The sequence below is a fragment of the Staphylococcus sp. SB1-57 genome (genome assembly GCF_017086425.1).
Classification (GTDB): Bacteria; Bacillota; Bacilli; order Staphylococcales; family Staphylococcaceae; genus Staphylococcus; species Staphylococcus warneri_A.
Genome location: NZ_CP070964.1, coordinates 1110479 through 1133007, shown reverse-complemented (window position 1 = coordinate 1133007; position 22529 = coordinate 1110479). Strand labels below are relative to the sequence as shown.

Below are 22529 nucleotides of genomic sequence, written 5' to 3'. Positions count from 1 at the left end.
TTTACATATGTTATGTATTATTACCCATTACTTAAGAAAGTTTATAGTAATTGATTAGCTTTATCACTTTTGATTATTTCAAAATATTTTTTGATGTTTCAATGTGAAATCAATATTAATTGTAATTAGTTTATCAAATTTTAACGACTCTGATAAGCTAACGATTATGAAATAAAATTAAATATTAGTTACATGATACTACAACTTTTGGAATAAATAAATGAATCACAATTAGATTGTAACTCTATCAATAATATTTTTTGTAAATAAAAACTAGTTCTCTACTTAAACTGTATTAACATCATTATTGTTAATCAGTAATGAGAACTAGTACTTCATGATTATTATTTCACTCAATTTAAAATTGTAAATTATTCATCATAAGAAATTAAACTCATAACATCATAGTCTTTTATCTTTTCAATTCCATTTAAATATTTTAATTCAATAATAAAAGCTATGCCAACAACGATACCGCCTAACTTTTCAACAAGTTTAATAGCCGCTTCGATTGTCCCACCAGTTGCTAATAAATCGTCTGTGATTAATACACGTTGACCTGGTTTAATAGCATCTTTATGCATTGTTAAAACATTAGTGCCGTATTCTAAATTATATTCGTATCTAATAACTTCACGAGGTAATTTACCTTCTTTACGTACAGGTGCGAACCCTATGCCCATTGAATATGCTACTGGACAACCAATAATAAATCCTCGTGCTTCTGGCCCAACAACAACGTCGACATCTTTTTCTCTTGCATATTCAACAATTTGGTCTGTAGCATATCCATATGCTTTACCATTGTCCATAATTGTAGTGATATCTTTAAAGCTGACCCCTGGTTTTGGCCAATCTTGTACCTCAGAAACATATTGTTTTAAATCCATCTTATTATTTCCTCCTAATTACTATATCCCAATTGAGTTTTAATCCATTGTTTTAAATGTTTGAAATCATCATATAATAAAAGTTTTTCGACTTCTATTCTTGATAACCTAGCTTGATAAAATTGGCTAGATTCAATATCTTGTTTATTTGGTTGACTCGCAATCGTTATTATACCATCATCTTCGTTAATAAATCCTAATTCTAAAAATACTTTTAGCATAAATTTTAATGAATTAGCTTTAATATTGAGAAATTCACACAACATCATACCTTCAGTCGCTAGATTCATTTTTCTTTTATTAATTAACGCTTTATAACATTGTTTGAATAAATTGATACTTGGCATGCCTTCGAAATAAATAGACGTTTTATGTTGAAATACAAGATAAATTTGAGATATTTGTGTTTGTTGTAATGTGTGTTTTAATTCATCAAGCGTATTCGGTAAATCTCTAAATACTATTTTATCATATTCCCCTGGTATAACTTCTCCATAGAAGAACTCATTGTCATTAGATTTTTGAACTTTAGAATGAATTACAAACGCTGTTGTTTGATCATTGTTTAAGAAATTAGTATTTTTACTTTTGCTTCGATAATCTAATATTTGCATTTTGTCCATGGCTATATCTTGAACAATGAACTGTGGTGTTTGATTCCCGTTCCATTCATTTATTTGTAAGTTACCAATTAAGTTGACTGGTTGACCAGTTTCTAATTGTGTAACATATGCACCATTTTGCCAAAATAAAGCCGGTAAATTAGAATCACCTAATGTCACCTTCAAGTGATTTTGTTCTTTACCAATAGCCTTTAAAGATTGTATAGTCATATTTTGAATTTCAAATAATGGTGAATTAAAATCTGTGCCAAAGGGGCTTAATTTCTGAATATCTTTAATGTTTTTAATTGTAATATCTGATTCATTAAGTAAAACATCTACCTTTTTACTCGGTTCAAGAGATGTCGTTTCACTTAGTTTTGCCATCCATTCATTTAATCCATTTCGTAATGCTTCAACATTATCAATATCCATAGTCATCCCTGCTGCCATATGGTGTCCACCGAATTTACTAATTAAATCTTGATGGGCATTTAAAATTTCAAACATGGATACTTGTTCAATCGATCTTGCTGAACCTTTAGCATGATTTTGTTCATGATCAATATTTAAAATTAATGTTGGTAAGCTAAATGTCTCCACTATTTTCGATGCTACAATACCTAAAACACCTTCATGCCAATCTTCTTTGGCTAATAATAGAAATTGATGTCCTTGTGAGACATAATCCTTAGCTATTGCTAATGCTTCTTCTGTAATATGAGCAACTATATCTTTACGCTCTTGGTTGAAATGCTCAACCTGTTCCGCTAAAAATTCAGCTTCATCTTCACTATCAGACATTAATAATTCAGCAGCTAAAGAAGCATCTTCTAAACGTCCAACTGCATTTAATCTAGGACCTATGATAAATCCTATTGTTTCTTCAGTAATGTCATCGTTATAACCAGCTTGTTTAAGTAAAGCTTTAACGGCTACTGGACAATTGTCATTCATGACTTTCAAACCATGTTGTACAATTGAACGATTTTCATCAGTTAATGAAACTAAATCTGCTATTGTGCCTATAGCTGCGTATGCTTTAAAATAATTTGGCACATTTTCTAATAACGCTTGAGCTAATTTATATGCTACACCTGCACCACATAAGTATTTAAATGGGTAATCAAATTCTGGATGCATTGGGTGTACGATTGCATATGCTTCAGGTAAAGTTCTACCTATTTCGTGGTGATCTGTGACAATGACATCTACACCTAATTCTTGAGCCATTTTAATTTCAGCATGCCCTTGTATACCATTATCTACAGTGATGATTAATGAAATACCTTCATCATAAGCATTTTGAAATGCCATTTCATTTGGACCATAACCTTCTGTAAATCGGTTCGGTATATACCATCCAACTTGGGCTCCTAATTTTTGTAAAGTATGTACTAATATCGTCGTAGAAGTTACCCCATCAGCATCGTAATCGCCATATACTAAAATACGCTCATTTTTATCTATAGCTTGATTGATACGTTCTATCGCTTTATCAATATCACTAAGTAAAGAAATATCATGGTTGATATCAATGCCATTTAGAGTTTGTTGAATGTCTTTTTCTTCAATAATTTGTTTACTTTCTAATATTTTCTTGATTATAGGAGATAGTTTTAAACGTTTAGCTATACTATCTGATATATATTCAGTTGGGTTATTTAAATTCCAATTATATTTAGATTTAATCATAAGTAACCTTCCTCATTTCCACATGCCATTATATCGAAAATCGAATAAAATAAAAAGGTTGAGCACTTTGTTGCAAAATCTTTTAAAGATTATACAACATCAATGCTCAACCTTAAATTGATTAAACTACGATTTTTTCATCGTTTGATTTTTTCTCTTTATAAACGACTAATTTTTGATTAGGTGATTTTTTCAATTGACGTTTCTTCATAATTCCCCATAATGGGACGGCTATGAAGATGGAAGAGAACACGCCTGAAATTAAACCGATTAATAAAGCTAATGAGAAGTTGAAAATTGTTGGTGCACCAAATAATAGAATTGCAACAACTACGACAACAACTGTTAAAACTGTATTAATAGAACGTGTCATCGTTTGTCTAATTGATCTGTTAACAATGTCATCAATTTGTTCAGCTGAAGTAATCACTTTAATCTTATGAAGGTTTTCACGAACACGGTCAAATGTAACGATGGTATCGTTAATAGAATAACCAACAATAGTTAAGATAGCAGCGATAAACGTTAAATCAACTTCTAATCGAAGTAAACTGAACACAGCGACGATAATAAATACGTCGTGTAATAATGCTAAGACAGAAGATAATCCCATTCTCCATTCGAATCGTAATGATACATAGATAATAATACCTACAGCTGCATAAACTAATGCAAGCATTGCGTTTTTAGCTAATTCTTGTCCAATTAATGGTGAAACTGTATTAATTTGCGGTGCGTTACCAAATTCAGATTTCATTTTATCACTTAATTGGTTATCTTTAGCTTGTGATAAATCTTGTTTAAATTGGACAGTCGCGTTTTTATTACCTGAACCATTAATTTGAATTTGATCTGGGTCTAAACCAACATCTTTCACTACTTTTTCAACTTTGGATTGAGTTAGTGCTTCTTTAGATTGTAGGTCTACACGCGTACCAGCAGAGAAGTCTATACCTAAATTCAATTTGAAAATATAAAGAATAACTAATCCTACAACTACAATTAAAATACTTAATGAAATCAATGGTTTAGCTAGTTTAACAAAATTCCATTTTTCAAATGATGTTTTTAAGTCACGGACATCTTTACCTTCACTGATATCATGTCTATCTGCTTTTTTAACACCAAATAACCAATATTTTTTCTTAAATAGATTAGAATAAACTAGTAATGATAATAGTAATCTAGATAAGAACACTGCAGTTACAAATATCATTAAAATACCTAATAACAACATTGTTGCGAAACCTTTTACTGAACTTTCACCAAAGAAGAACAGTACTGCTGCAGCAATTACGGTTGTTAAGTTGGAGTCAAAGATTGTTAAGAAGGAACTTTTATTGGCTTTTGAGTATGCCTGTTTAAGCGTCCTACCGATTCTCAACTCGTCTTTAATCCGTTCATACATAATGATATTGGCATCTACTGCCATACCCACACCTAATACTAAGGCTGCTAAACCAGGTAATGTAAGTACACCTGAGATAAAGTTAAAGGATACAAGTGTTAAATATATATATGTTGTTAATGCGATGATGGCTACAAGTCCTGGTAATCTGTAGAATCCTAACATAAATAGATAAATGACTGCTACACCAAGTACTGATGCAAAGATTGTTTTATCTAACGCATCTTGACCAAATTCTGCACCAACAGAGTTTGAATAAATTTCTTTAAGATCTACCGGTAAAGATCCTGCATTTAATAATTCAGCAATTTGTTTTGCTTTTTTAACGCCTTCTTGACCATGGAATCCACCAGAAATTTCTACACTATCTGAATTGATTGGTTGATCAACATTTGCCGCTGATACGAACTTAGGATCTTTTTTATCGGCTTCTTTCTTATAGCTATCGCCTTTATTGAAGTCTAACCAAACAACCATAACGTTATTTTGCTTTTTAGATATTTCTTCAGTTACTTTTTTAAATTTATTCTTATCTTTTACTTTAAATGTAACTGTAGGATCATTCGTATTCTGTTTAAATTCTTGCTTCGCTGATCCTTGCTTAATATCTGCACCGCTTAACTTAACTTTGTCGTCAGCATCACGAATCGTTAAATTAGCTTGTGATGATAAAATCTTTCTTGCTTCTTTCTGATCTTTTACACCAGCAAGTTGAACTCTAATTCTATTTGGATCTTCAACTTGGATTTTAGGCTCAGAAACCCCTAATACGTTAACACGGTTTTCTAGTGTTTGCGCTGTAGATTGCAACGCATTTTTATCAATTTTATCACCTTTATGTAATGGGTCAACTTGATAAAGCACTTCGAATCCACCCTGTAAATCAAGGCCTAAGTTAACATTCTTAATCACATTCTTATATGTAAGACCCATACCTGCGAACAGAAGGATCACCAGTAGTAAGAATGCAATCAATCTACTACTTTTCTTCACATGAACACCTCATTATTTACTTATGATACTAGAATACTCGATTAATCCTTATATTTGCAAGTCGGAGTCAATAGAATAACTCCTATGACCTATCTATATTAACATACTACACTTTATAGTGAAATTATTGAAAACTTTTTTCAATTAATTTAATGCATATGGATAATAACTAAATACAGATACTAACTCATCTCTAGCCGCATTTAATTATTGGAAACAATTCTTTAATGCTTAAATCACATCATTTTTAAATTTTTAAATTGTTTAGACATATAAGTTAAAATCCAAGTAAATATAATTGAAGCCTGAGACAATATTGCCCCAGGCTTCAATAACATACTATTATGAAGGATCAACTTGTTTAATAGCTGGTTTTTCAAAAGTCATTTCTGTGCCATGACCATTAACAGTAACCACTACTGTTGTTTCATCAACCGCTTTGACTGTACCTTTAATACCACCGATTGTAGTAATTTTTTGTCCAGCTTCTACACGACTTATCATTTCACGATGCTCTTTAGCACGTTTTTGTTGAGGTCTAATTAAGAAGAAATACATTAGAACCAACAATAAGATCGGTAATATCAATGATGTAAATTGCATGTTACATTCTCCTCTTTAAAAGTTTTTAGGGTTATCTACATTTAATCCATACTGTTCGAAGAATTCAGCTTTAAAGTCTAAAAGTCTATCTTCTCGAATGGCTTGTCTAATATCTTCCATTAATTTTAGCAGAAAATGTAAATTATGAATAGTAGTAAGACGGATACCAAAGGTTTCTTCTGCTTTGATTAAGTGTCTAATGTATGCTCTAGAATAATTTTTACATGTATAGCAATCACAATTTTCATCTAATGGTCTTAAATCATCAGCAAACTTTGCATTTTTGATTACTAAACGTCCATTAGATGTCATACATGTACCATTTCTAGCTATACGAGTAGGTAATACACAATCAAACATATCCATACCTCGGATGCTACATTCGATTAATGCATCGGGAGAGCCGACACCCATCAAGTATCTAGGTTTATCTTTTGGCATAAATTGTTCAGTGTGTTCTACCATTTCGTACATCACAGGTTTAGGCTCTCCTACTGAAAGCCCCCCAATAGCATAGCCAGGAAAATCTAGCTCAACAAGCTCTTTCGCACTTTGTTCACGTAAATCTTTATATTCGCCACCTTGAATAATACCAAACAACGCTTGATCTTCAGGGCGAGCATGGGCTTTTAAACATCTTTCTGCCCAACGTGTTGTTCTCTCAATTGAATCTTTGACATATTTATACTCAGATGGCATAGGCGGACATTCATCAAATGCCATCATAATGTCAGATCCTAAATCATTTTGAATTTCCATTGATTTCTCTGGACTTAAAAATAATTTTGAACCATTTGTATGATGTCTAAATTCGACACCTTCTTCTGAGATTTTACGTAGATTACTTAAACTAAAAACTTGGAACCCACCTGAATCAGTAAGAATAGGTCCGTTCCAATTCATGAATTTATGCAGTCCCCCAGCGTGTTTGATAATATCATTTCCAGGTTGTAACCACAAATGATATGTATTTCCCAAAATAATTTTAGCCTCAATCTGACGCAATTCTTCTGGGCTCATTGTTTTAACTGTTGCTTTAGTTCCTACTGGCATAAACATTGGTGTTTCAAACGAACCATGTGGTGTATGTACAATTCCTAAACGTGCACCTGATTGTTTACAAGTTTTAATATGTTCGTATGTTACTGCAGGCATATTTAAAATCCTCACATTCTTTTAGATAATTAACATTGCATCTCCAAAACTAAAGAATCTATATTCCATTTCAACAGCTTTTTGATATGCATTTAAAATATATTCTCTACTACTAAACGCTGACACTAACATTACTAGCGTTGATTTAGGAAGATGGAAATTAGTAATCAAACCATCAATAGCTTTATATTCAAAACCTGGATAGATAAAGATATCTGTCCAACCGCTTTTTTCAACAAATTCTGAATGATCTCTACGTATTGTTTCAAGTGTTCTAGTTGATGTTGTACCTACTGAAATAATTCGATGACCTTTTTTTCTTGTTTCATTTAATAAATCTGCAGTTTCTTGTGTCATTTGATAATACTCACTATGCATCTCATGATCATCAATATTATCTACACTTACTGGCCTAAATGTACCAAGACCAACATGCAATGTGATAAAGGCGATATTCACACCTTTTGCCTTAATTGACTCTAAAAGTTCATCTGTAAAATGTAACCCTGCAGTAGGTGCTGCAGCAGATCCACTTTCTTTTGCATAAACTGTTTGATAACGATCAGGATCATCTAGTCTCTCTTTAATATATGGTGGTAAAGGCATCTCACCTAATTCATCAAGACGTTCTTGCAATATTCCTTCATAATGCAAGCGCATAATTCTACCACCTTGGTCTAACTCTTCAATACATTCAGCGATAATTTTTCCATCTCCGAAATTCAATTGATTCCCTACTTTAATACGTTTGGCCGGCTTTAACAATACCTCCCAATCATTGCCTTCAATTTGAGTCAACATAAGCATCTCAACTTTAGCACCCGTTTCTTCTTTTAATCCAAAAAGTCTTGCGGGCATAACTCTAGTATCATTTAAAACAAGCGTATCACCAGGATTAAAATAGTTAATCACATCTTTAAAATGTAGATGTTCCATATTTCCATTATTTCTATTTAATACTAACAATCTACTTTGGTCTCTATTTTTTAAAGGCGTTTGTGCGATTAGAGATTCAGGTAAATCGTAGTCAAAATCTTCAATATTCAACTTACTCCCTCATTTCATTAGAATTGCCAAAATGTTCATGCGCCAATGGTGTTGCTTTTCTACCTCGAGGTGTACGTTCTAAGAAACCTTTTTGAATCAAGAAAGGTTCATAAACATCTTCGATAGTTATTCGTTCTTCACCAATAGACACTGCAATTGTATCAAGTCCGACAGGTCCACCTTTATATTGATTTAATATACAATTCATCATTTTGTGATCAATATAATCTAATCCATAATCGTCAACTTGTAATAGTTTTAATGCACGCTTTGTAGTTTCAATATAGATTTGATCATCTTCATTTACTTGTTGAAAATCTCTCACTCTTTTTAATAAACGGTTTGCTACACGTGGTGTACCTCTAGATCGTTTTGCTAACTCTATCGCACTCTCTTCATCTATATCTGTTCCTAGTACTTCAGCAGTTCTTATTATAATTTCTTTTAAATCTGCTTCATTATAATATTCAAGTCGTAAGTGGACGCCAAATCGATCCCTTAAAGGTCCAGTTAAACTTCCAGCACGTGTTGTAGCACCAACCAGTGTAAAAGGTGGTAAATCAATACGAATACTACGTGCTTCATCACCTTTACCTATAATGATGTCTAGGAAAAAGTCTTCCATCGCGGGATATAATACTTCTTCAACAACACTACTTAAACGATGTATTTCATCAATGAACAACACATCTCCTGGTTGTAATCCAGATAAAATTGCTGCTAAATCTCCAGGACGCTCTAATGAAGGGCCAGATACTGTTCTAATGTTAACGTCCATTTCATTGGCTATTATATTAGATAAAGTTGTTTTACCTAACCCAGGGGGACCATATAAGAGAACGTGATCTAGAGGCTCTTCTCTCAATTTAGCTGCTTTAATGAATACTTCTAAATTACTTTTAATGGAAGATTGACCAATGTACTGCTTTAATTTAGTTGGTCGTAAAGATAATTCGAAGTCAGATTCTTCATTATGTGCAGATTGGTCGACCATTCTTTCATCCATAATATTTCCCCCTTTCATTTTGATGTTAGGTTTTTTATGACACTAATGTTTGTAATCCGATTTTAACAGCTTCATCAACTGAATCCATATTAGATTGTTTTAGAACCTTTTCAACTTTAGATAACTCACGTTTTGAATAACCTAACGCTTCTAAAGCTAACATAGCTTCCTTAATCATAGATTCATTAGCATTAGAATCATTCATCACATTTAATAGTGTGTCACTATTTTCTTCTGTAATTTGAACTTTGCCTTTTAAATCAAGCACTATTTGTCGTGCAGTTTTCTTACCGATACCTGGGAATTTAGTAAGGTAAGTATCGTTTTCATTCTCAATAGCTTGTTTCACTTCATTAGGTGTACTTGTTGCAAGTATAGCCAATGCTGATTTTGGACCTATTCCTGTTACTTTTATTAAACTTAAAAACATATCTTTCTCTTCTTCATTAATAAAACCATAGAGTAACTGAGCATCTTCTCTAACAATTAATGATGTAAATATTTGAACTTCTTTATCCAAATATTTTTGAAAACGATATGAATTAGGTGTCTGAATTTCGTAACCAACGCCATTAACATCTACCACTACGTGAGTAGGAAATAATTGCGTTAGTTTACCTTTAATATACGCGTACATTTTAGCACATCCTCATTTACATACTCATGCTTATTAATTCTACTTTAGACACATGTTCAATTTCTCGTAAAGCAATTACTACATCATCTATCATTAAATCTGAAGATGATGCATTTAACGATAAGGTAATTGTCGCTTTATCATTCATCGGTACACTTTGATGTATAGTAAGTACAGATAACTGTAATTGAGAAATTGTATTTAATACTTGTGCCAACATACCTACAATATCATTGACATATAGAATTAATGTGAATTCACGATGATCTAATAATTTTTCATCTACAGGAAATATAGTTTCTCTATATTTATAAAAAGCGCTACGTGACAAACCGTATTGTTTTACGGCATCATAGATGGACAACTCAGAATTATTTTTTAATGCATCTTTTATTTTCAAAGTTTTAATTACAGATTCAGGTAAAACATCTTCGCGTATAAGATAAAACTTCCTATATTCTTTATTGTCCATCTTTCACACTCCTATTCTATAAATTCAAATTCTCCACCAAGAATTCTTACGATATCTCCATTGCTACAACCTCTAGCTCTTAGAGCATCATCAATGCCCATTGAGCGCATTTGCCTTGCGAACCTACGTACAGCAGGATCACTATTGAAATCAGTCATCTTGAATGTTCTTTCAATAGCATTACCACTCACAACGTATGCACCATCATCATCTCTTGTAATCGTGAATGTGTCTTGAGATGGTGTATGTTTATACACAACACGGTTTACACCAACATTTTCATCTTCTTCAACAGAGAAATCAATATCTTTAACTTTTTCAAGTTGATCAGCAATCGTATATAATAATTGATCGATATTATCTCTTGAGACAGCTGATAATGGAATTATGATATGGTCATCGCCGGTTTCCTCTTTGAATAATTCTAAATTATCTTCAGCATCTGGCATATCCATTTTATTTGCCACTATAATTTGAGGGCGATCTTCTAAACGTTGTTTATATGCCACTAATTCTTTATTAATTACGTGATAGTCATCGATAGGGTCACGACCTTCTGAACCACTCATATCAATCATATGTACGATTACTTTTGTACGTTCAACATGTCGTAAAAATTGATGACCTAATCCTACACCGTCTGAGGCACCTTCGATTAATCCTGGTAGGTCAGCCATGACAAAACTTCTATTATCAGGTGTAGATACAACACCTAAGTTAGGTTTAATTGTTGTAAAGTGATAGGCCCCAATTTTAGGCTTAGCTTTCGAAACGATTGAAAGCAAAGTGGATTTACCCACACTAGGAAAACCTACTAAACCAACATCTGCTAATAATTTTAATTCAAGTGTGACGTCAATTTCTTCACCTGGTTCACCATTTTCACTGAAGTCTGGGGCAGGATTTCTAGGTGTAGCAAAACGTGAGTTGCCACGTCCTCCACGACCACCTTTTGCCACCACAGCCCGTTGGCCATCTTCTACTAAGTCTGCAAGCACTTCTTCTGTTTCAACACTTTTAACAATTGTGCCAGGTGGTACTTTTAATACTAAGTCTTCAGCATTTCTTCCATGCATGTTACTACTTTGACCATTCTCACCTTTTTTAGCTTTAAAGTGCGTTTGGTATCTAAAATCTAATAATGTACGTAGTCCTTCATCTACTTCAAATATTACTGATGCACCTTTGCCACCATCTCCACCAGCTGGTCCACCGAATGGTACATATTTTTCTCTTCTGTAAGCGGTAATACCATTACCACCATCTCCTGCTTTAAGAGATATTTTCACTTGATCGACAAACATATATCTCACCTCTTTTACTCATTTTTGTTTTCATGATCTGTTTAATTATATCATTAAGTCTATGTGTAGAAAAATTTTAGTTCTTAAATTGAATCATTAGGAATCAACATGATTTAATGTGATAACTTTTTTACTTCAGAATAAGATTTTAAACAAAAGAAAACACCAGAAGCCTTCACTTCTGGTGTTAACTAGACAAAATTATTCAGCTACTGCATATACAGAAACTTGTTTTTTGTCGCGACCTTTGCGTTCAAATTTAACAACGCCGTCGATTTTAGCGAATAATGTATCATCGCCACCACGACCTACATTTTCACCAGGGTAAATTTTAGTACCACGTTGGCGATAAAGAATTGAACCACCTGTTACGTATTGACCGTCAGCACGTTTAGCACCTAAACGTTTAGATTCAGAGTCACGTCCGTTTTTTGTAGAACTTACCCCTTTTTTAGATGCGAAGAACTGTAAGTTTAATTTTAACATCGGGATACACCTCACTTATAATTTAATCTGATATTTTCATTATATTCTTCTTCAATAGTTTGTAAAGATACAAGCATTGCTTTCAGAATTAATTGAGCTTCATCGTTATTTGTATCAACACTTCTTATATGAAAATGACCTCCGTCATCGTTATAATCGATGTCCGGCTTTTCTGACGTCAATCCCATAATTGCATTAACACTACCAAATAATACGGCTGAGGCACCAGCACAGACAATGTCATGACCATATTCACCTTGATTAGCATGACCATCCATAACGACATCTGTTACTTTGCCTTCATCATTAACTGTAATATCAACAGTAATCATTATTACGCGTTAATTTTATCGATAGTTAATTTTGTATATGGTTGACGATGGCCTTTTTTACGTTTAGAGTCTTTACGACGTTTGTATGTGAATACAGTGATTTTTTTACCACGACCGTTTTTATTAACTGTTGCAGTAACTGTTGCACCTTCTACTGTTGGCGCACCAACTTTAACTGAATCTCCACCTACAAATAATACTTTATCAAATGTGAAAGAATCACCTTCATTTACGTCTAATTTTTCAACGTAAATTTCTTGTCCTTCTTCTACTTTGATTTGTTTTCCACCTGTTTCAATAATAGCAAACATACTTTGCACCTCCTATATAATAAGTCACGCCATATATAGGTGACATATTCGTGATTTTAATAAATGTCATCATTAATTAAAATACAATTTGTACTTCGACCTATATTTGAGCGGTTGTATGTAGCCTGAAACTACTCAACTACTGCATCTTACCATTACTTATATCCTACTGTCAATCTTGATTTGTATTTTCCTCAAAAATTTTAACATGAGAGGAAATAAAATTGTTAACAGTAATAAATTAACTATAAATGTTGGTAATAATCTAAGCAATAAGAATTCAATTAGGTTAAATTGTATAAATCCAATCAATCCGTAAATTAACGCCACATATATTTCTATTAAAATGGTACTTACCAAAATAATAATAAATATCATGACTTTATCTTTATAGAATATTTTAAAGCATCTATCCATGACCACTACAGCTAATATATAACCAAACATGTATAGGCCATAAATGCTTCCATAATATAAATCAGTAATTAAACCCAAAAATATGGCTAGAACTAAAGCCACACCAAAACTACGATAAATGGTTAAAATTAACAAATACATTAAAGTTAAGTGTGGTACAAAAATGACATCAATTTTACCAAAGTGCATAGGAATGACTAAACCAATAATAGTATCAATATAAAAAAGTAGAATACCAATCAAGAAATAATATATTCCTCGCATTAGTTATCCCCGCTTTCATCTTTAGGAAGTGAAGAAGCGTCTCGCTTAGCAACATATACATGATTTAAATCTGATAAATCTGCACCTGTTTTTACTCTTACTTCTTTAGCTAAACCATATTGATCATTCTCTACACTTGTCACTTCACCTATGTATAAACTACTTGGAAGTTGATCTGCTAAACCACTTGTTACAACTTTATCGCCTTTAGAAATACTATCTTTATTATTGATATCACTAATAACTAATTCTTCGTTTTTCGCATCGTAATGATCTATTAAACCAAATACATTTTTAGATTTATGTTGTATATTAACTGATAATTTACCTGCTCTTGTATTCGTTGAAATCAAATCGACTTGTGAAGAAAATTGATTTACTTTAGTAGTTCTTCCAATTAACCCTTCAGATGTCATAACAGCCATATTATTTTTGATACCAGCTTTAGAACCTTTATCAATCACTATAGTATTCATCCATTGGTCTGGATTTCTTGCTATAACAGTAGTAGAAATCGGATCATATTTAGATATATCTTTCATATCTAATTCCTTTTTAAACTTCTTGTTTTCAGCCTCTAGACGTTGATTTTTAGCTTCTAATTGTTTGACTTTGTTTTTAGTTTTTTTCGATTCACCCATATTAAAAATATTACCAATTGCTCCAGTAACAAAATTTACAGGATAACTCATCACTCGTTGACCAAATGAAACAGAATCTCCTACATATTGCTCGGGAGGTGATTGAGTTTGAGAGCGAATAGACAAACCAATCAATGCAATAAAAACAATAATTGCACATAAAACAACAATGAGTTTGTTATTTTTAAAAAATTTAAGCACCCAGAACACCTCTTATAAAACTTTAAAATTTATTCTTCCTCACTATTCTATATTACTGCTGAAATGAAATAAAGCACTAACGCTTAATAAAATCATTTTATATCATAATCATTTACTATTGAAGAAAGCAACTTGCAATTTATCAATATTTATTAAGGTAATGATCTACTAATATATTATAAAGGATAAGTAAAAGACTACCAACTTGTCGTGAGTTGGTAGTCTTTAGTGCGTTACTCTATTCGTTCTCTTTTTGTTGTTTTTCTTGTTTCTTTCTCTCTTTTTTCTCATCTTCACTATAAAGTGTCTCTTCTTTTCTCCAACGTGCAAATAGATTTTGCGCTTTAGCTTGTTCGTTGGCACGTATTTCTTTTGATTTTTCAACCATTGTCCACACCAACCTTTATCATTTTACTCTATATAAAGGCTAACGTATTTGAATAAGGATTTCAAACATGTGAATCTAATTATTTTCATATGCCTGTTCATTTTTTAAATCAATATTTTGGCCCAGTTCATGTAAATCCTGTTGCATTTCAAACTCATTATTATAAACTCTGATTGAATCAGAACCGAATTTATAAATAATGAATTCATCACCTCTTTGACCAGCTAAATATTCATCATTATATCCCATTCTACCTATTCCTGATACTGACATAAATTCTTTTTTATTTATCATATTAAATACATTTTTAATTTGACTTGTAGGTACGTTCTTAATTATATCATTATCTTCTATTGAATATCTTTTTCCATGTTGTGGTTGCTTTGTATTGTTATTTGGAAAGTCCATATTTTGCTCAGTCTGATTTGGAGGATTGCTAATTGGATTCCACTCTTGGTCTCTTAAAAAAGGCGCATACTTTAATGCGATATAAATAATGATTAAAATAGCGATAACTGCTATAATATTTTTTATTATGCTGAATAAGAACCTCATAATATATCCTCCTTTTCCATTTAAGTTATTATATAAAATTATTAGTGAAAAATATATAGGTCTAAGGAAGTATCATAGTTGTACCTATAGACGGATGTATTCAATAATCAACTTTAGTATAATATTAATATGAGTTTCATGGCGTTAGGAGGTTTTCCATAATGAGTTTATTATCAATTATATTAATTGTATTACTTGTTATTTTACTATTTAGAGTAGGTATATCTATCATCCGCTTTTTAATATCTGTTGGTATAATACTATTATGTATTTATCTTGCTTATCAAGGAATTATTTGGCTAATGGATAATTATGATAAATTAATCGCATATATTCAATAATATAAAAGCTATGGGAATCAATGCAAAAACAATGCGTTAATTTCTCATAGCTTTTTTAGTAAATTTATTTTTTGAAAGTAGTAGATAAAAATCTAAAGAAAATATAACTTAATCCTAGTAAAACACCCCAAATTACACCTACAATTATTGAACCTAATATAACTAAACCAATAGATGCATGTGAATGAGATACTATTGTTCCAATGACAGTAGTCACTACAATCCCTAAAATTGACAGTCCTATAGTGTATAAAAAAAGTTTTATTGTCATTTTTTGATTTTTAGCATTTAATCGCATGATAAAAATAATGGGAATGAGTACTCCAATAATTAGAAATATAGTCAATTTAATGACCCCCTGATGTCTATTTTCACCTATTATACTATTCCAATTCTATTTATTCTAGGTGAAAACTATTCATTATCAAAGTAACCACACTCTACTAAACCTGTAAACTGATTATCGCCAATAATAATATGATCCAATACATTAATACCCAATATCATTCCACAGTCTCTTAATCTAATTGTCGTATTAATATCTTCTTCTGAAGGCGTAACATCACCTGATGGATGATTATGAACAACAATCATCGAATTACAAGATTCTTTAATAGCAACATTAAAAATTTCTCTAGGGTGAATGATAGAACTATTCAATGTTCCTACAAAGACACATCGTTGTTTGATAACAATATTTTTGGAATTCAATAAAAGCACATAAAAATGTTCTTGCTGTAAATCTTTAAGCTTCGACATCATCAGATCTGCGACATCAACAGGACAAGTAATTTTAAATACTTCCTGTTGAGATACACTATTTATCCGTTCCCCTATTTCAAATGCAGCCTTTAATGTTATAGCTTTATGATAACCAATACCTTTGACTTTGATTAAATCGTTAATTGATAACTTTTTCAATTCTTTCAACGTGGTTATACCACTTAATAATTCATTGGCAATTTCAATACTAGAACATCCCTTTCTACCTGTATTAATAAGTATTGCTAATAATTCTGAGTTTGATAATGATGCAGCGCCATTGGACACTAATCGTTCACGTGGTTTCTCCGAATTAGCCATTTCTTTAATCCTCAAAAAGGAACACCTCCCATTATTTCCGTCAATGATGGATAAAAGGATGAAACAAAAACAAAAGATAAAAAGATAAATGGAATAAGAGGAACATATTTAATATTGTGGTTGAAAAATATTTTAATAATAATGCTTAATATGCCACCAATCATAAAAGTGAAAAGAAAAAGGTAAAACATGAAGTTTATTGGTAAGAATAAAGATAGAATGTTAAATAGAAGGATATCACCATAACCGATATAACGATACATTAAAATAAAGAATAGGTGACTAATAATAAATGTAAGGAGAAAAGTATTTAGAAAGATTGGAGTCGTAAATAATAAAACAGTTGTGAAGATCATTAAGAAAATTAAGCTAATACAATAATCTTCAATATCATTAATTGACATAACCAATAAAAACAGAAAAATCGTTAAATAAAACTGAGGATTGATATTAATTAATTGGTAATAAATAAGCAATATTGGAAGTATCGCAAGTAACTCACCTATCAAATAACTATATTTTAAAGGTTGCTTACAACATCTCGACTTACCTTTTAAAATAAGGAAACTAAAAATTGGAATGAAATCATAATATTTTAATTTGCTTTTACAATAATCACATTTGGATCTTAATTTTAAGTATCGCTTATCGAAGTGATCATTTGCAGAAAGTTGATATAAAAAGCTAAATAATATCGAGGATACATATGTATAAATAAGCATGACTACTCCTTTCAAAGCAATTATATCACAACATTAAAATAAAATACATATTATCATTTTTTTATAATTATAGGTGAAATAAGCTCCATAATTAACAAAAGAGCCAAGATTTCTAATTTTTTTAGAAACCTTGGCTTTATTTTTTGAATATTATTAGTTAATCAAAATTTGTTTTAGATTTAACTTCGCTAATAAAATATAAACTACCTGTGATAATTAGACCTTTTCCATCATAATTCTCTAAAAATTCTACATAATCATCTACTAGCTCAACGTTATCTCTATTGATATTTTCTGCTATTTCTTCTTTTGATAAGGCTTTTGGAAAATCAAAATCAGTGATATAAAAGTGAGACGCAATGTCTTCCAATTTGTTTAACATGTCACAAATAGGTTTCCCTTTAATTGCAGAAAATAATATATCAATTTGATCACGACCATAATATTGTTTAATCGTATCAATCAATGCGTCTACACTTTCATTATTATGCGCACCATCAATTATCATTAATGGATGTTCTTTGACTTGTTCAATTCTACCTATCCAATTGACTGACTCAATACCATCTATCATTTTATTGAAATCAAGTTCTATAATTCCAGCTTCGTTTAATTCAATTAATGCTGTTATAGCTAATGATGCATTTTCTTTTTGATGTTCACCCAACATATTTAAAATAATTGTTTCAAGTTCGTAATCTTTATATCTATAAGTAAATTCATCATCTTGAGAAATTACTATAATTTCTCTATCTAACTCAATAGGTGTTGCATTTTGTTCTACTGCATAGTCTCTAATATATTTTAAAGCATCTTCATTTTTCACTGAATAAATAACTGGTGTATTAGGTTTAATGATATCGCCTTTGTCTTTGGCTATATCTAAATAGGTGTTGCCTAAAATATCAGTATGATCTAAACCTATACTTGTTAAAATAGACATAATTGGATTAAATACATTGGTTGAATCGTTTTTAATACCTAAGCCCGCTTCAATAATAACAAAGTCAACAGGGTGTATTTCACCAAAGTATAAAAACATCATTGTAGTAATAATTTCAAACTCTGTTGCATTCCCTAACTCAGTTTCAACTTCTAACGATTCACTTACTGGTTTAACACGAGAAACTAACTCAACAATTTCATCATTTGAAATGGGATATCCATTTAAACTAATACGTTCATTAAAAGTTTCAATAAACGGAGATGTAAAAGTACCAACTTCATAGTTATTTTCAACCAATGCGGCTCTTAAATAAGCTACTGTCGATCCTTTTCCATTTGTACCGCCTACGTGTATGCCTTTAATATGTTGCTGTGGGTTATTTAGTTTTTCTAGCATCCATTCCACACGTTTAACGCCTGGTTTGATGCCAAACTTAGTTCTTTCATGTATCCAATACAAGCTATCTAGGTAATTCATGATACATACTCCTATGCTTTTAATTGTTCAATTCTTGCTTTAACACCATCATACTTTTCTTTGTAATGTTTTTGTTTTTCTTTTTCTTCATTAATAATTTTTTCAGGTGCTTTATTGACAAAGTTTTCATTGGCCAATTTCTTATCCACACGGTCTAATTCACTCTGTAATTTATCTAATTCTTTTTCTAAACGTGCAATTTCTTTATTCATATCAATTAAACCTTCTAAAGGTAAGATGACTTTACCTGCTAACACTACAGATGTCATTGCTTTCTCAGGAATGTCTATATCAACATTGATTGTCAATTCACTAGGATGACAGAATCGTTCAATATAATCAGCATTATCTGTTAATGTTGATTGAATATTACTATCTTTAGCCTGAATCATAATAGGAATGGCTTTAGATAATGGTGTATTAACTTCTAATCGAGATTGTCTAATTGATTTGATAATTTCAACTAATTGTTGCATTGTTTGCTTACTATCATCAAACATAAGTTCCTTATCTACTGTTGGCCAAGATGATTGAACAATTGTTTCGCCTTCATGAGGTAAACTTTGCCAAATTTTCTCTGTAACAAATGGCATAAATGGATGTAACATTCTCATAATACGATCTAACACATAACTTAATACAGAACGTGTCGTTTGTTTTTGGTCTTCATCCTCGCCATTCATAGGTATTTTACTCATTTCAATATACCAATCACAGAATTCATCCCAAATGAAATTATATAGTGCTCGACCCACTTCACCAAACTCATATTTATCACTTAAATCTGTAACTGTAGCGATTGTTTCATTTAGACGCGTTAATATCCATTTATCTGCTAAAGATAAGTTTCCTGATAAATCAATATCTTCTACATTAAAATCTTCACCAATATTCATTAAACTAAATCTTGCTGCATTCCATATTTTGTTAATGAAATTCCATACTGATTCAACCTTTTCAGTTGAGTAACGTAAATCTTGTCCAGGTGCAGAACCTGTGGCAAGGAAGTATCTTAAACTATCAGCACCATATTCATCAATAACATCCATAGGATCCACACCGTTACCTAAAGATTTACTCATTTTTCTACCGTCTTCCGCTCTAACTAATCCATGTAACAGAACATCATTAAATGGTCTACGGTCTGTGAACTCTAATCCTTGAAATATCATACGTGCAACCCAGAAGAAAATAATATCATAGCCTGTTACTAATGCATTAGTTGGGAAGTAACGTTTAAAATCTTCTGCATCTACGTCTGGCCAACCTAGAGTTGAGAATGGCCATAAAGCACTTGAGAACCAAGTATCTAAAACATCTTCATCTTGAGTCCAATTTTCTATATCTTCTGGTGCATTTTCACCTACGTAGACTTCGCCAGTTTCATTGTGATACCAAGCAGGAATTTGATGCCCCCACCAAAGTTGTCTTGAAATTGTCCAATCTCTGATTTCTTCCATCCATCGATTAAATGTATTTTCAAATCTAGGTGGGTAAAAATCAATACGATCATCGGTTTTTTGATTATCTAAAGCACGTTGTGCTAAAGGTTTCATTTTAACAAACCATTGTGTAGATAAATAAGGTTCTACTACTGCACCAGAACGTTCAGAATGACCAACAGAATGCATATGTTCCTCAATCTTAATAACCAAACCTTGTTCTTTTAAGTCTTCAACTAATTGTTTACGACATTCAAAACGCTCAAGTCCTTCATATTTACCAGCATGATGATTCATGTGACCTTTTTCGTCCATAACGATAATGTTTTCTAATTGATGACGTTGACCAATTTCAAAGTCATTAGGATCATGTGCCGGCGTTACTTTCATAGCACCCGAACCAAAATCGATATCTACATATTCATCTGCTAATATAGGTAATTCTCTACCAACAATTGGTAATATCACCTTTTTGCCAATAACATCTTTGTATCTCTCGTCATTTGGGTTAACAACAATAGCTGTATCACCTAACATCGTTTCTGGGCGTGTTGTAGCGATTTCAATATATCCATCTCCATCAGCATATGGATATTTAAAATGATAAAATGCACCTTGTACATCTTCATGAATCACTTCAATATCAGATAAAGCCGTACGAGCTTGAGGATCCCAGTTGATTATACGTTCGCCTCTATAAATAATACCTTTGTTATAAAGATCAACAAATACTTTTTTAACAGCTTTACTTAAACCGTCATCCAAAGTAAAACGTTCTCTACTATAATCTAAACCTAACCCTAATTTAGCCCATTGTTTACGAATGAAGGACGCATATTCTTCTTTCCAATCCCAAGCTTGTTCTAAGAATTTTTCACGACCAATATCATGACGTGAAATACCTTGTTCATTTAGTTTAGCTTCTACTTTAGCTTGTGTAGCGATACCAGCGTGATCCATACCAGGTAAATATAAAGTGTCAAAACCTTGCATACGTTTCATGCGTGTAATGATATCTTGTAATGTTGTATCCCAAGCATGACCTAAATGTAATTTACCAGTTACATTTGGTGGTGGAATAACGATTGTATATGTTTCTTTATTAGTGTCTTCTGATGGTTTGAAATAACCATTTTTTACCCATTCATCATATCTTCCAGCTTCTACTTCGCGTGGATTATATTTCGGCTTCATTTCCATAAAGTAAATCCTCCTCAAAAATAAAAAACACCCATCCTATATACATAGGACGGATGTTCCGTGGTACCACCTATATTCAAGAAAGTAGTTAGTCTGTATATGTCTCAACCTTCTACTTTCGAGCACTCTAGAATTTGATTAACGCTCAAACACGCTTTTGCCTACTCTTTTCTTCGTTCAATCAGCAAAAGGACTAAGTGGGCTACCTTCAGTAGTAATTATTGTGTATTTTCACCAACCATACACTCTCTAAAAAATAATTAAAACCTACTCTTCCCAAATGTTATATTCATTTACTTAATTATAGTATAATGGAAATTCGCATAAGTCAATCTATTAGGAGGAATTTTATGAACCCTTGTGCCTTTGGTACCAAAGATCCAATTTATATAGAATATCATGATCAAGTTTGGGGTCAACCGATGTACGATAGTAAAGATTTATTTAAACTATTGGCTCTAGAATCTCAACATGCTGGTCTATCTTGGCTTACGATACTAAAAAAGAAATCCGCTTATGAAGAGGCATTTTATCAGTTTGAACCTAAAAAGATAGCGGCAATGACTGAACAAGATGTCGACAACTTAATGACATTTCCTAATATTGTCCATCACAGAAAGAAATTAGAAGCTATTATTGCACAAGCGAAAGGTTATTTAGAAATTGAGAAGGATTATGGTAGTTTCAGTACGTTTTTATGGTCTTATGTTGATGGTAAACCTATCGACATGGGATATGTAAAGCCTGAAGATCGTATTACGGTAGATGACCGTGCTAAAGCAATTTCCAAAGATTTAAAAAAATATGGTTTTAAATTCCTAGGACCCGTAACAGTATTTTCATTCTTAGAGGCAGCTGGATTATATGATGCGCATTTAAAGGATTGCCCTCAAAAACCAAAACATGATTAA

The 22529-nt window shown here is 31.8% G+C and carries 24 protein-coding genes and 2 other annotated features; of the genes, 2 read left to right on the top strand and 22 right to left on the bottom strand.

What is annotated here, in order from left to right:
* Positions 1-371 precede the first annotated feature (371 nt).
* The 17 genes from JX000_RS05620 to JX000_RS05540 all read right to left on the bottom strand — a co-directional run bounded on the left by JX000_RS05620 (position 372) and on the right by JX000_RS05540 (position 15407).
* A complete protein-coding gene (locus JX000_RS05620; protein WP_002451806.1) occupies positions 372-890 on the bottom strand; it encodes an adenine phosphoribosyltransferase in 519 nt (172 codons plus the stop codon).
* A 14-nt stretch (positions 891-904) separates the two neighbouring features.
* On the bottom strand, positions 905-3187 hold the full coding sequence (recJ, locus tag JX000_RS05615; protein WP_206140984.1) for a single-stranded-DNA-specific exonuclease RecJ: 2283 nt from the start codon (positions 3185-3187) through the stop codon (positions 905-907).
* A 121-nt stretch (positions 3188-3308) separates the two neighbouring features.
* Positions 3309-5588, bottom strand: a complete 2280-nt coding sequence (gene secDF, locus JX000_RS05610; RefSeq protein WP_206140983.1) for a protein translocase subunit SecDF — start codon at positions 5586-5588, stop codon at positions 3309-3311.
* Positions 5589-5930: 342 nt separating this feature from the next.
* Positions 5931-6191, bottom strand: coding sequence for a preprotein translocase subunit YajC (yajC, locus tag JX000_RS05605; protein WP_002451803.1), 261 nt, complete (start codon positions 6189-6191; stop codon positions 5931-5933).
* A gap of 15 nt (positions 6192-6206) precedes the next feature.
* Complete coding sequence (gene tgt / locus JX000_RS05600) at positions 6207-7346, bottom strand: tRNA guanosine(34) transglycosylase Tgt (RefSeq protein WP_002451802.1); 1140 nt, start codon at positions 7344-7346, stop codon at positions 6207-6209.
* A gap of 21 nt (positions 7347-7367) precedes the next feature.
* Complete coding sequence (gene queA, locus JX000_RS05595; protein ID WP_002451801.1) at positions 7368-8393, bottom strand: tRNA preQ1(34) S-adenosylmethionine ribosyltransferase-isomerase QueA; 1026 nt, start codon at positions 8391-8393, stop codon at positions 7368-7370.
* Position 8394: 1 nt separating this feature from the next.
* Complete coding sequence (ruvB, locus tag JX000_RS05590) at positions 8395-9399, bottom strand: Holliday junction branch migration DNA helicase RuvB (protein WP_049424703.1); 1005 nt, start codon at positions 9397-9399, stop codon at positions 8395-8397.
* A gap of 34 nt (positions 9400-9433) precedes the next feature.
* Positions 9434-10036, bottom strand: a complete 603-nt coding sequence (gene ruvA / locus JX000_RS05585) for a Holliday junction branch migration protein RuvA (protein ID WP_002451799.1) — start codon at positions 10034-10036, stop codon at positions 9434-9436.
* Positions 10037-10052: 16 nt separating this feature from the next.
* Positions 10053-10508 carry an ACT domain-containing protein gene (locus tag JX000_RS05580; RefSeq protein WP_075778030.1) on the bottom strand — a complete coding sequence of 152 codons (456 nt, stop codon included), beginning with the start codon at positions 10506-10508 and terminating at the stop codon, positions 10053-10055.
* Between the two features lie 11 nt (positions 10509-10519).
* Positions 10520-11812 (bottom strand): GTPase ObgE, encoded by a 1293-nt coding sequence (gene obgE, locus JX000_RS05575; RefSeq protein ID WP_206140982.1) that lies wholly within the window; start codon positions 11810-11812, stop codon positions 10520-10522.
* A 201-nt stretch (positions 11813-12013) separates the two neighbouring features.
* Positions 12014-12298, bottom strand: coding sequence for a 50S ribosomal protein L27 (gene rpmA, locus JX000_RS05570; RefSeq protein WP_002451796.1), 285 nt, complete (start codon positions 12296-12298; stop codon positions 12014-12016).
* An 11-nt stretch (positions 12299-12309) separates the two neighbouring features.
* The gene (locus JX000_RS05565; RefSeq protein WP_002451795.1) at positions 12310-12630 is read right to left on the bottom strand and encodes a ribosomal-processing cysteine protease Prp; all 321 of its coding nucleotides are present in this window, start codon (positions 12628-12630) and stop codon (positions 12310-12312) included.
* Positions 12631-12632: 2 nt separating this feature from the next.
* Entirely contained in the window at positions 12633-12941 is a 309-nt protein-coding gene (gene rplU, locus JX000_RS05560) for a 50S ribosomal protein L21 (RefSeq protein WP_002451794.1), read from the bottom strand.
* 12 nt (positions 12942-12953) lie between these two features.
* Positions 12954-13067: a sequence feature (ribosomal protein L21 leader region), on the bottom strand.
* Positions 13068-13100: 33 nt separating this feature from the next.
* Positions 13101-13622: a rod shape-determining protein MreD gene (gene mreD / locus JX000_RS05555; RefSeq protein ID WP_107546679.1), complete on the bottom strand. Its 522-nt coding sequence runs from the start codon at positions 13620-13622 to the stop codon at positions 13101-13103.
* Positions 13622-14464, bottom strand: a complete 843-nt coding sequence (gene mreC / locus JX000_RS05550; protein ID WP_107536324.1) for a rod shape-determining protein MreC — start codon at positions 14462-14464, stop codon at positions 13622-13624. The genes mreD and mreC overlap by 1 nt, the downstream gene beginning before the upstream one ends.
* 238 nt (positions 14465-14702) lie before the next feature.
* Positions 14703-14852: a hypothetical protein gene (locus JX000_RS05545; RefSeq protein WP_206140981.1), complete on the bottom strand. Its 150-nt coding sequence runs from the start codon at positions 14850-14852 to the stop codon at positions 14703-14705.
* A gap of 75 nt (positions 14853-14927) precedes the next feature.
* On the bottom strand, positions 14928-15407 hold the full coding sequence (locus JX000_RS05540) for a DUF4930 family protein (RefSeq protein ID WP_206140980.1): 480 nt from the start codon (positions 15405-15407) through the stop codon (positions 14928-14930).
* A gap of 161 nt (positions 15408-15568) precedes the next feature.
* On the opposite strand from JX000_RS05540, the gene JX000_RS05535 reads away from it, so the two are divergent.
* The gene (locus tag JX000_RS05535; RefSeq protein WP_002451789.1) at positions 15569-15748 is read left to right on the top strand and encodes a hypothetical protein; all 180 of its coding nucleotides are present in this window, start codon (positions 15569-15571) and stop codon (positions 15746-15748) included.
* A gap of 64 nt (positions 15749-15812) precedes the next feature.
* Here JX000_RS05535 and JX000_RS05530 read toward each other — a convergent pair whose 3' ends face one another.
* The 5 genes from JX000_RS05530 to JX000_RS05510 all read right to left on the bottom strand — a co-directional run bounded on the left by JX000_RS05530 (position 15813) and on the right by JX000_RS05510 (position 21618).
* On the bottom strand, positions 15813-16094 hold the full coding sequence (locus JX000_RS05530) for a hypothetical protein (RefSeq protein ID WP_124227813.1): 282 nt from the start codon (positions 16092-16094) through the stop codon (positions 15813-15815).
* A 68-nt stretch (positions 16095-16162) separates the two neighbouring features.
* Positions 16163-16846, bottom strand: coding sequence for a RadC family protein (gene radC / locus JX000_RS05525; protein ID WP_206140979.1), 684 nt, complete (start codon positions 16844-16846; stop codon positions 16163-16165).
* Positions 16843-17553, bottom strand: a complete 711-nt coding sequence (locus JX000_RS05520) for a prepilin peptidase (protein ID WP_206140978.1) — start codon at positions 17551-17553, stop codon at positions 16843-16845. The genes radC and JX000_RS05520 overlap by 4 nt, the downstream gene beginning before the upstream one ends.
* 157 nt (positions 17554-17710) lie before the next feature.
* Positions 17711-18976: a bifunctional folylpolyglutamate synthase/dihydrofolate synthase gene (locus JX000_RS05515; protein ID WP_124227816.1), complete on the bottom strand. Its 1266-nt coding sequence runs from the start codon at positions 18974-18976 to the stop codon at positions 17711-17713.
* Between the two features lie 11 nt (positions 18977-18987).
* Entirely contained in the window at positions 18988-21618 is a 2631-nt protein-coding gene (locus JX000_RS05510; protein ID WP_124227817.1) for a valine--tRNA ligase, read from the bottom strand.
* A 42-nt stretch (positions 21619-21660) separates the two neighbouring features.
* Positions 21661-21911, bottom strand: a binding site (T-box leader).
* A 57-nt stretch (positions 21912-21968) separates the two neighbouring features.
* On the opposite strand from JX000_RS05510, the gene JX000_RS05505 reads away from it, so the two are divergent.
* On the top strand, positions 21969-22529 hold the full coding sequence (locus tag JX000_RS05505; protein WP_075778020.1) for a DNA-3-methyladenine glycosylase I: 561 nt from the start codon (positions 21969-21971) through the stop codon (positions 22527-22529).

Bases quoted from the DNA above. Each gene is read 5' to 3' on its own strand.
- JX000_RS05620 (WP_002451806.1), bottom strand. From the start codon at position 890: ATGGATTTAAAACAATATGTTTCTGAGGTACAAGATTGGCCAAAACCA.
- rpmA (WP_002451796.1), bottom strand. From the start codon at position 12,298: ATGTTAAAATTAAACTTACAGTTCTTCGCATCTAAAAAAGGGGTAAGT.
- ruvA (WP_002451799.1), bottom strand. From the start codon at position 10,036: ATGTACGCGTATATTAAAGGTAAACTAACGCAATTATTTCCTACTCAC.
- ruvB (WP_049424703.1), bottom strand. From the start codon at position 9,399: ATGGATGAAAGAATGGTCGACCAATCTGCACATAATGAAGAATCTGAC.
- yajC (WP_002451803.1), bottom strand. From the start codon at position 6,191: ATGCAATTTACATCATTGATATTACCGATCTTATTGTTGGTTCTAATG.
- JX000_RS05510 (WP_124227817.1), bottom strand. From the start codon at position 21,618: ATGGAAATGAAGCCGAAATATAATCCACGCGAAGTAGAAGCTGGAAGA.
- obgE (WP_206140982.1), bottom strand. From the start codon at position 11,812: ATGTTTGTCGATCAAGTGAAAATATCTCTTAAAGCAGGAGATGGTGGT.
- rplU (WP_002451794.1), bottom strand. From the start codon at position 12,941: ATGTTTGCTATTATTGAAACAGGTGGAAAACAAATCAAAGTAGAAGAA.
- JX000_RS05580 (WP_075778030.1), bottom strand. From the start codon at position 10,508: ATGGACAATAAAGAATATAGGAAGTTTTATCTTATACGCGAAGATGTT.
- mreD (WP_107546679.1), bottom strand. From the start codon at position 13,622: ATGCGAGGAATATATTATTTCTTGATTGGTATTCTACTTTTTTATATT.
- JX000_RS05545 (WP_206140981.1), bottom strand. From the start codon at position 14,852: ATGGTTGAAAAATCAAAAGAAATACGTGCCAACGAACAAGCTAAAGCG.
- JX000_RS05515 (WP_124227816.1), bottom strand. From the start codon at position 18,976: ATGAATTACCTAGATAGCTTGTATTGGATACATGAAAGAACTAAGTTT.
- tgt (WP_002451802.1), bottom strand. From the start codon at position 7,346: ATGCCTGCAGTAACATACGAACATATTAAAACTTGTAAACAATCAGGT.
- JX000_RS05505 (WP_075778020.1), top strand. From the start codon at position 21,969: ATGAACCCTTGTGCCTTTGGTACCAAAGATCCAATTTATATAGAATAT.
- JX000_RS05565 (WP_002451795.1), bottom strand. From the start codon at position 12,630: ATGATTACTGTTGATATTACAGTTAATGATGAAGGCAAAGTAACAGAT.
- JX000_RS05520 (WP_206140978.1), bottom strand. From the start codon at position 17,553: ATGCTTATTTATACATATGTATCCTCGATATTATTTAGCTTTTTATAT.
- JX000_RS05535 (WP_002451789.1), top strand. From the start codon at position 15,569: ATGAGTTTATTATCAATTATATTAATTGTATTACTTGTTATTTTACTA.
- recJ (WP_206140984.1), bottom strand. From the start codon at position 3,187: ATGATTAAATCTAAATATAATTGGAATTTAAATAACCCAACTGAATAT.
- JX000_RS05540 (WP_206140980.1), bottom strand. From the start codon at position 15,407: ATGAGGTTCTTATTCAGCATAATAAAAAATATTATAGCAGTTATCGCT.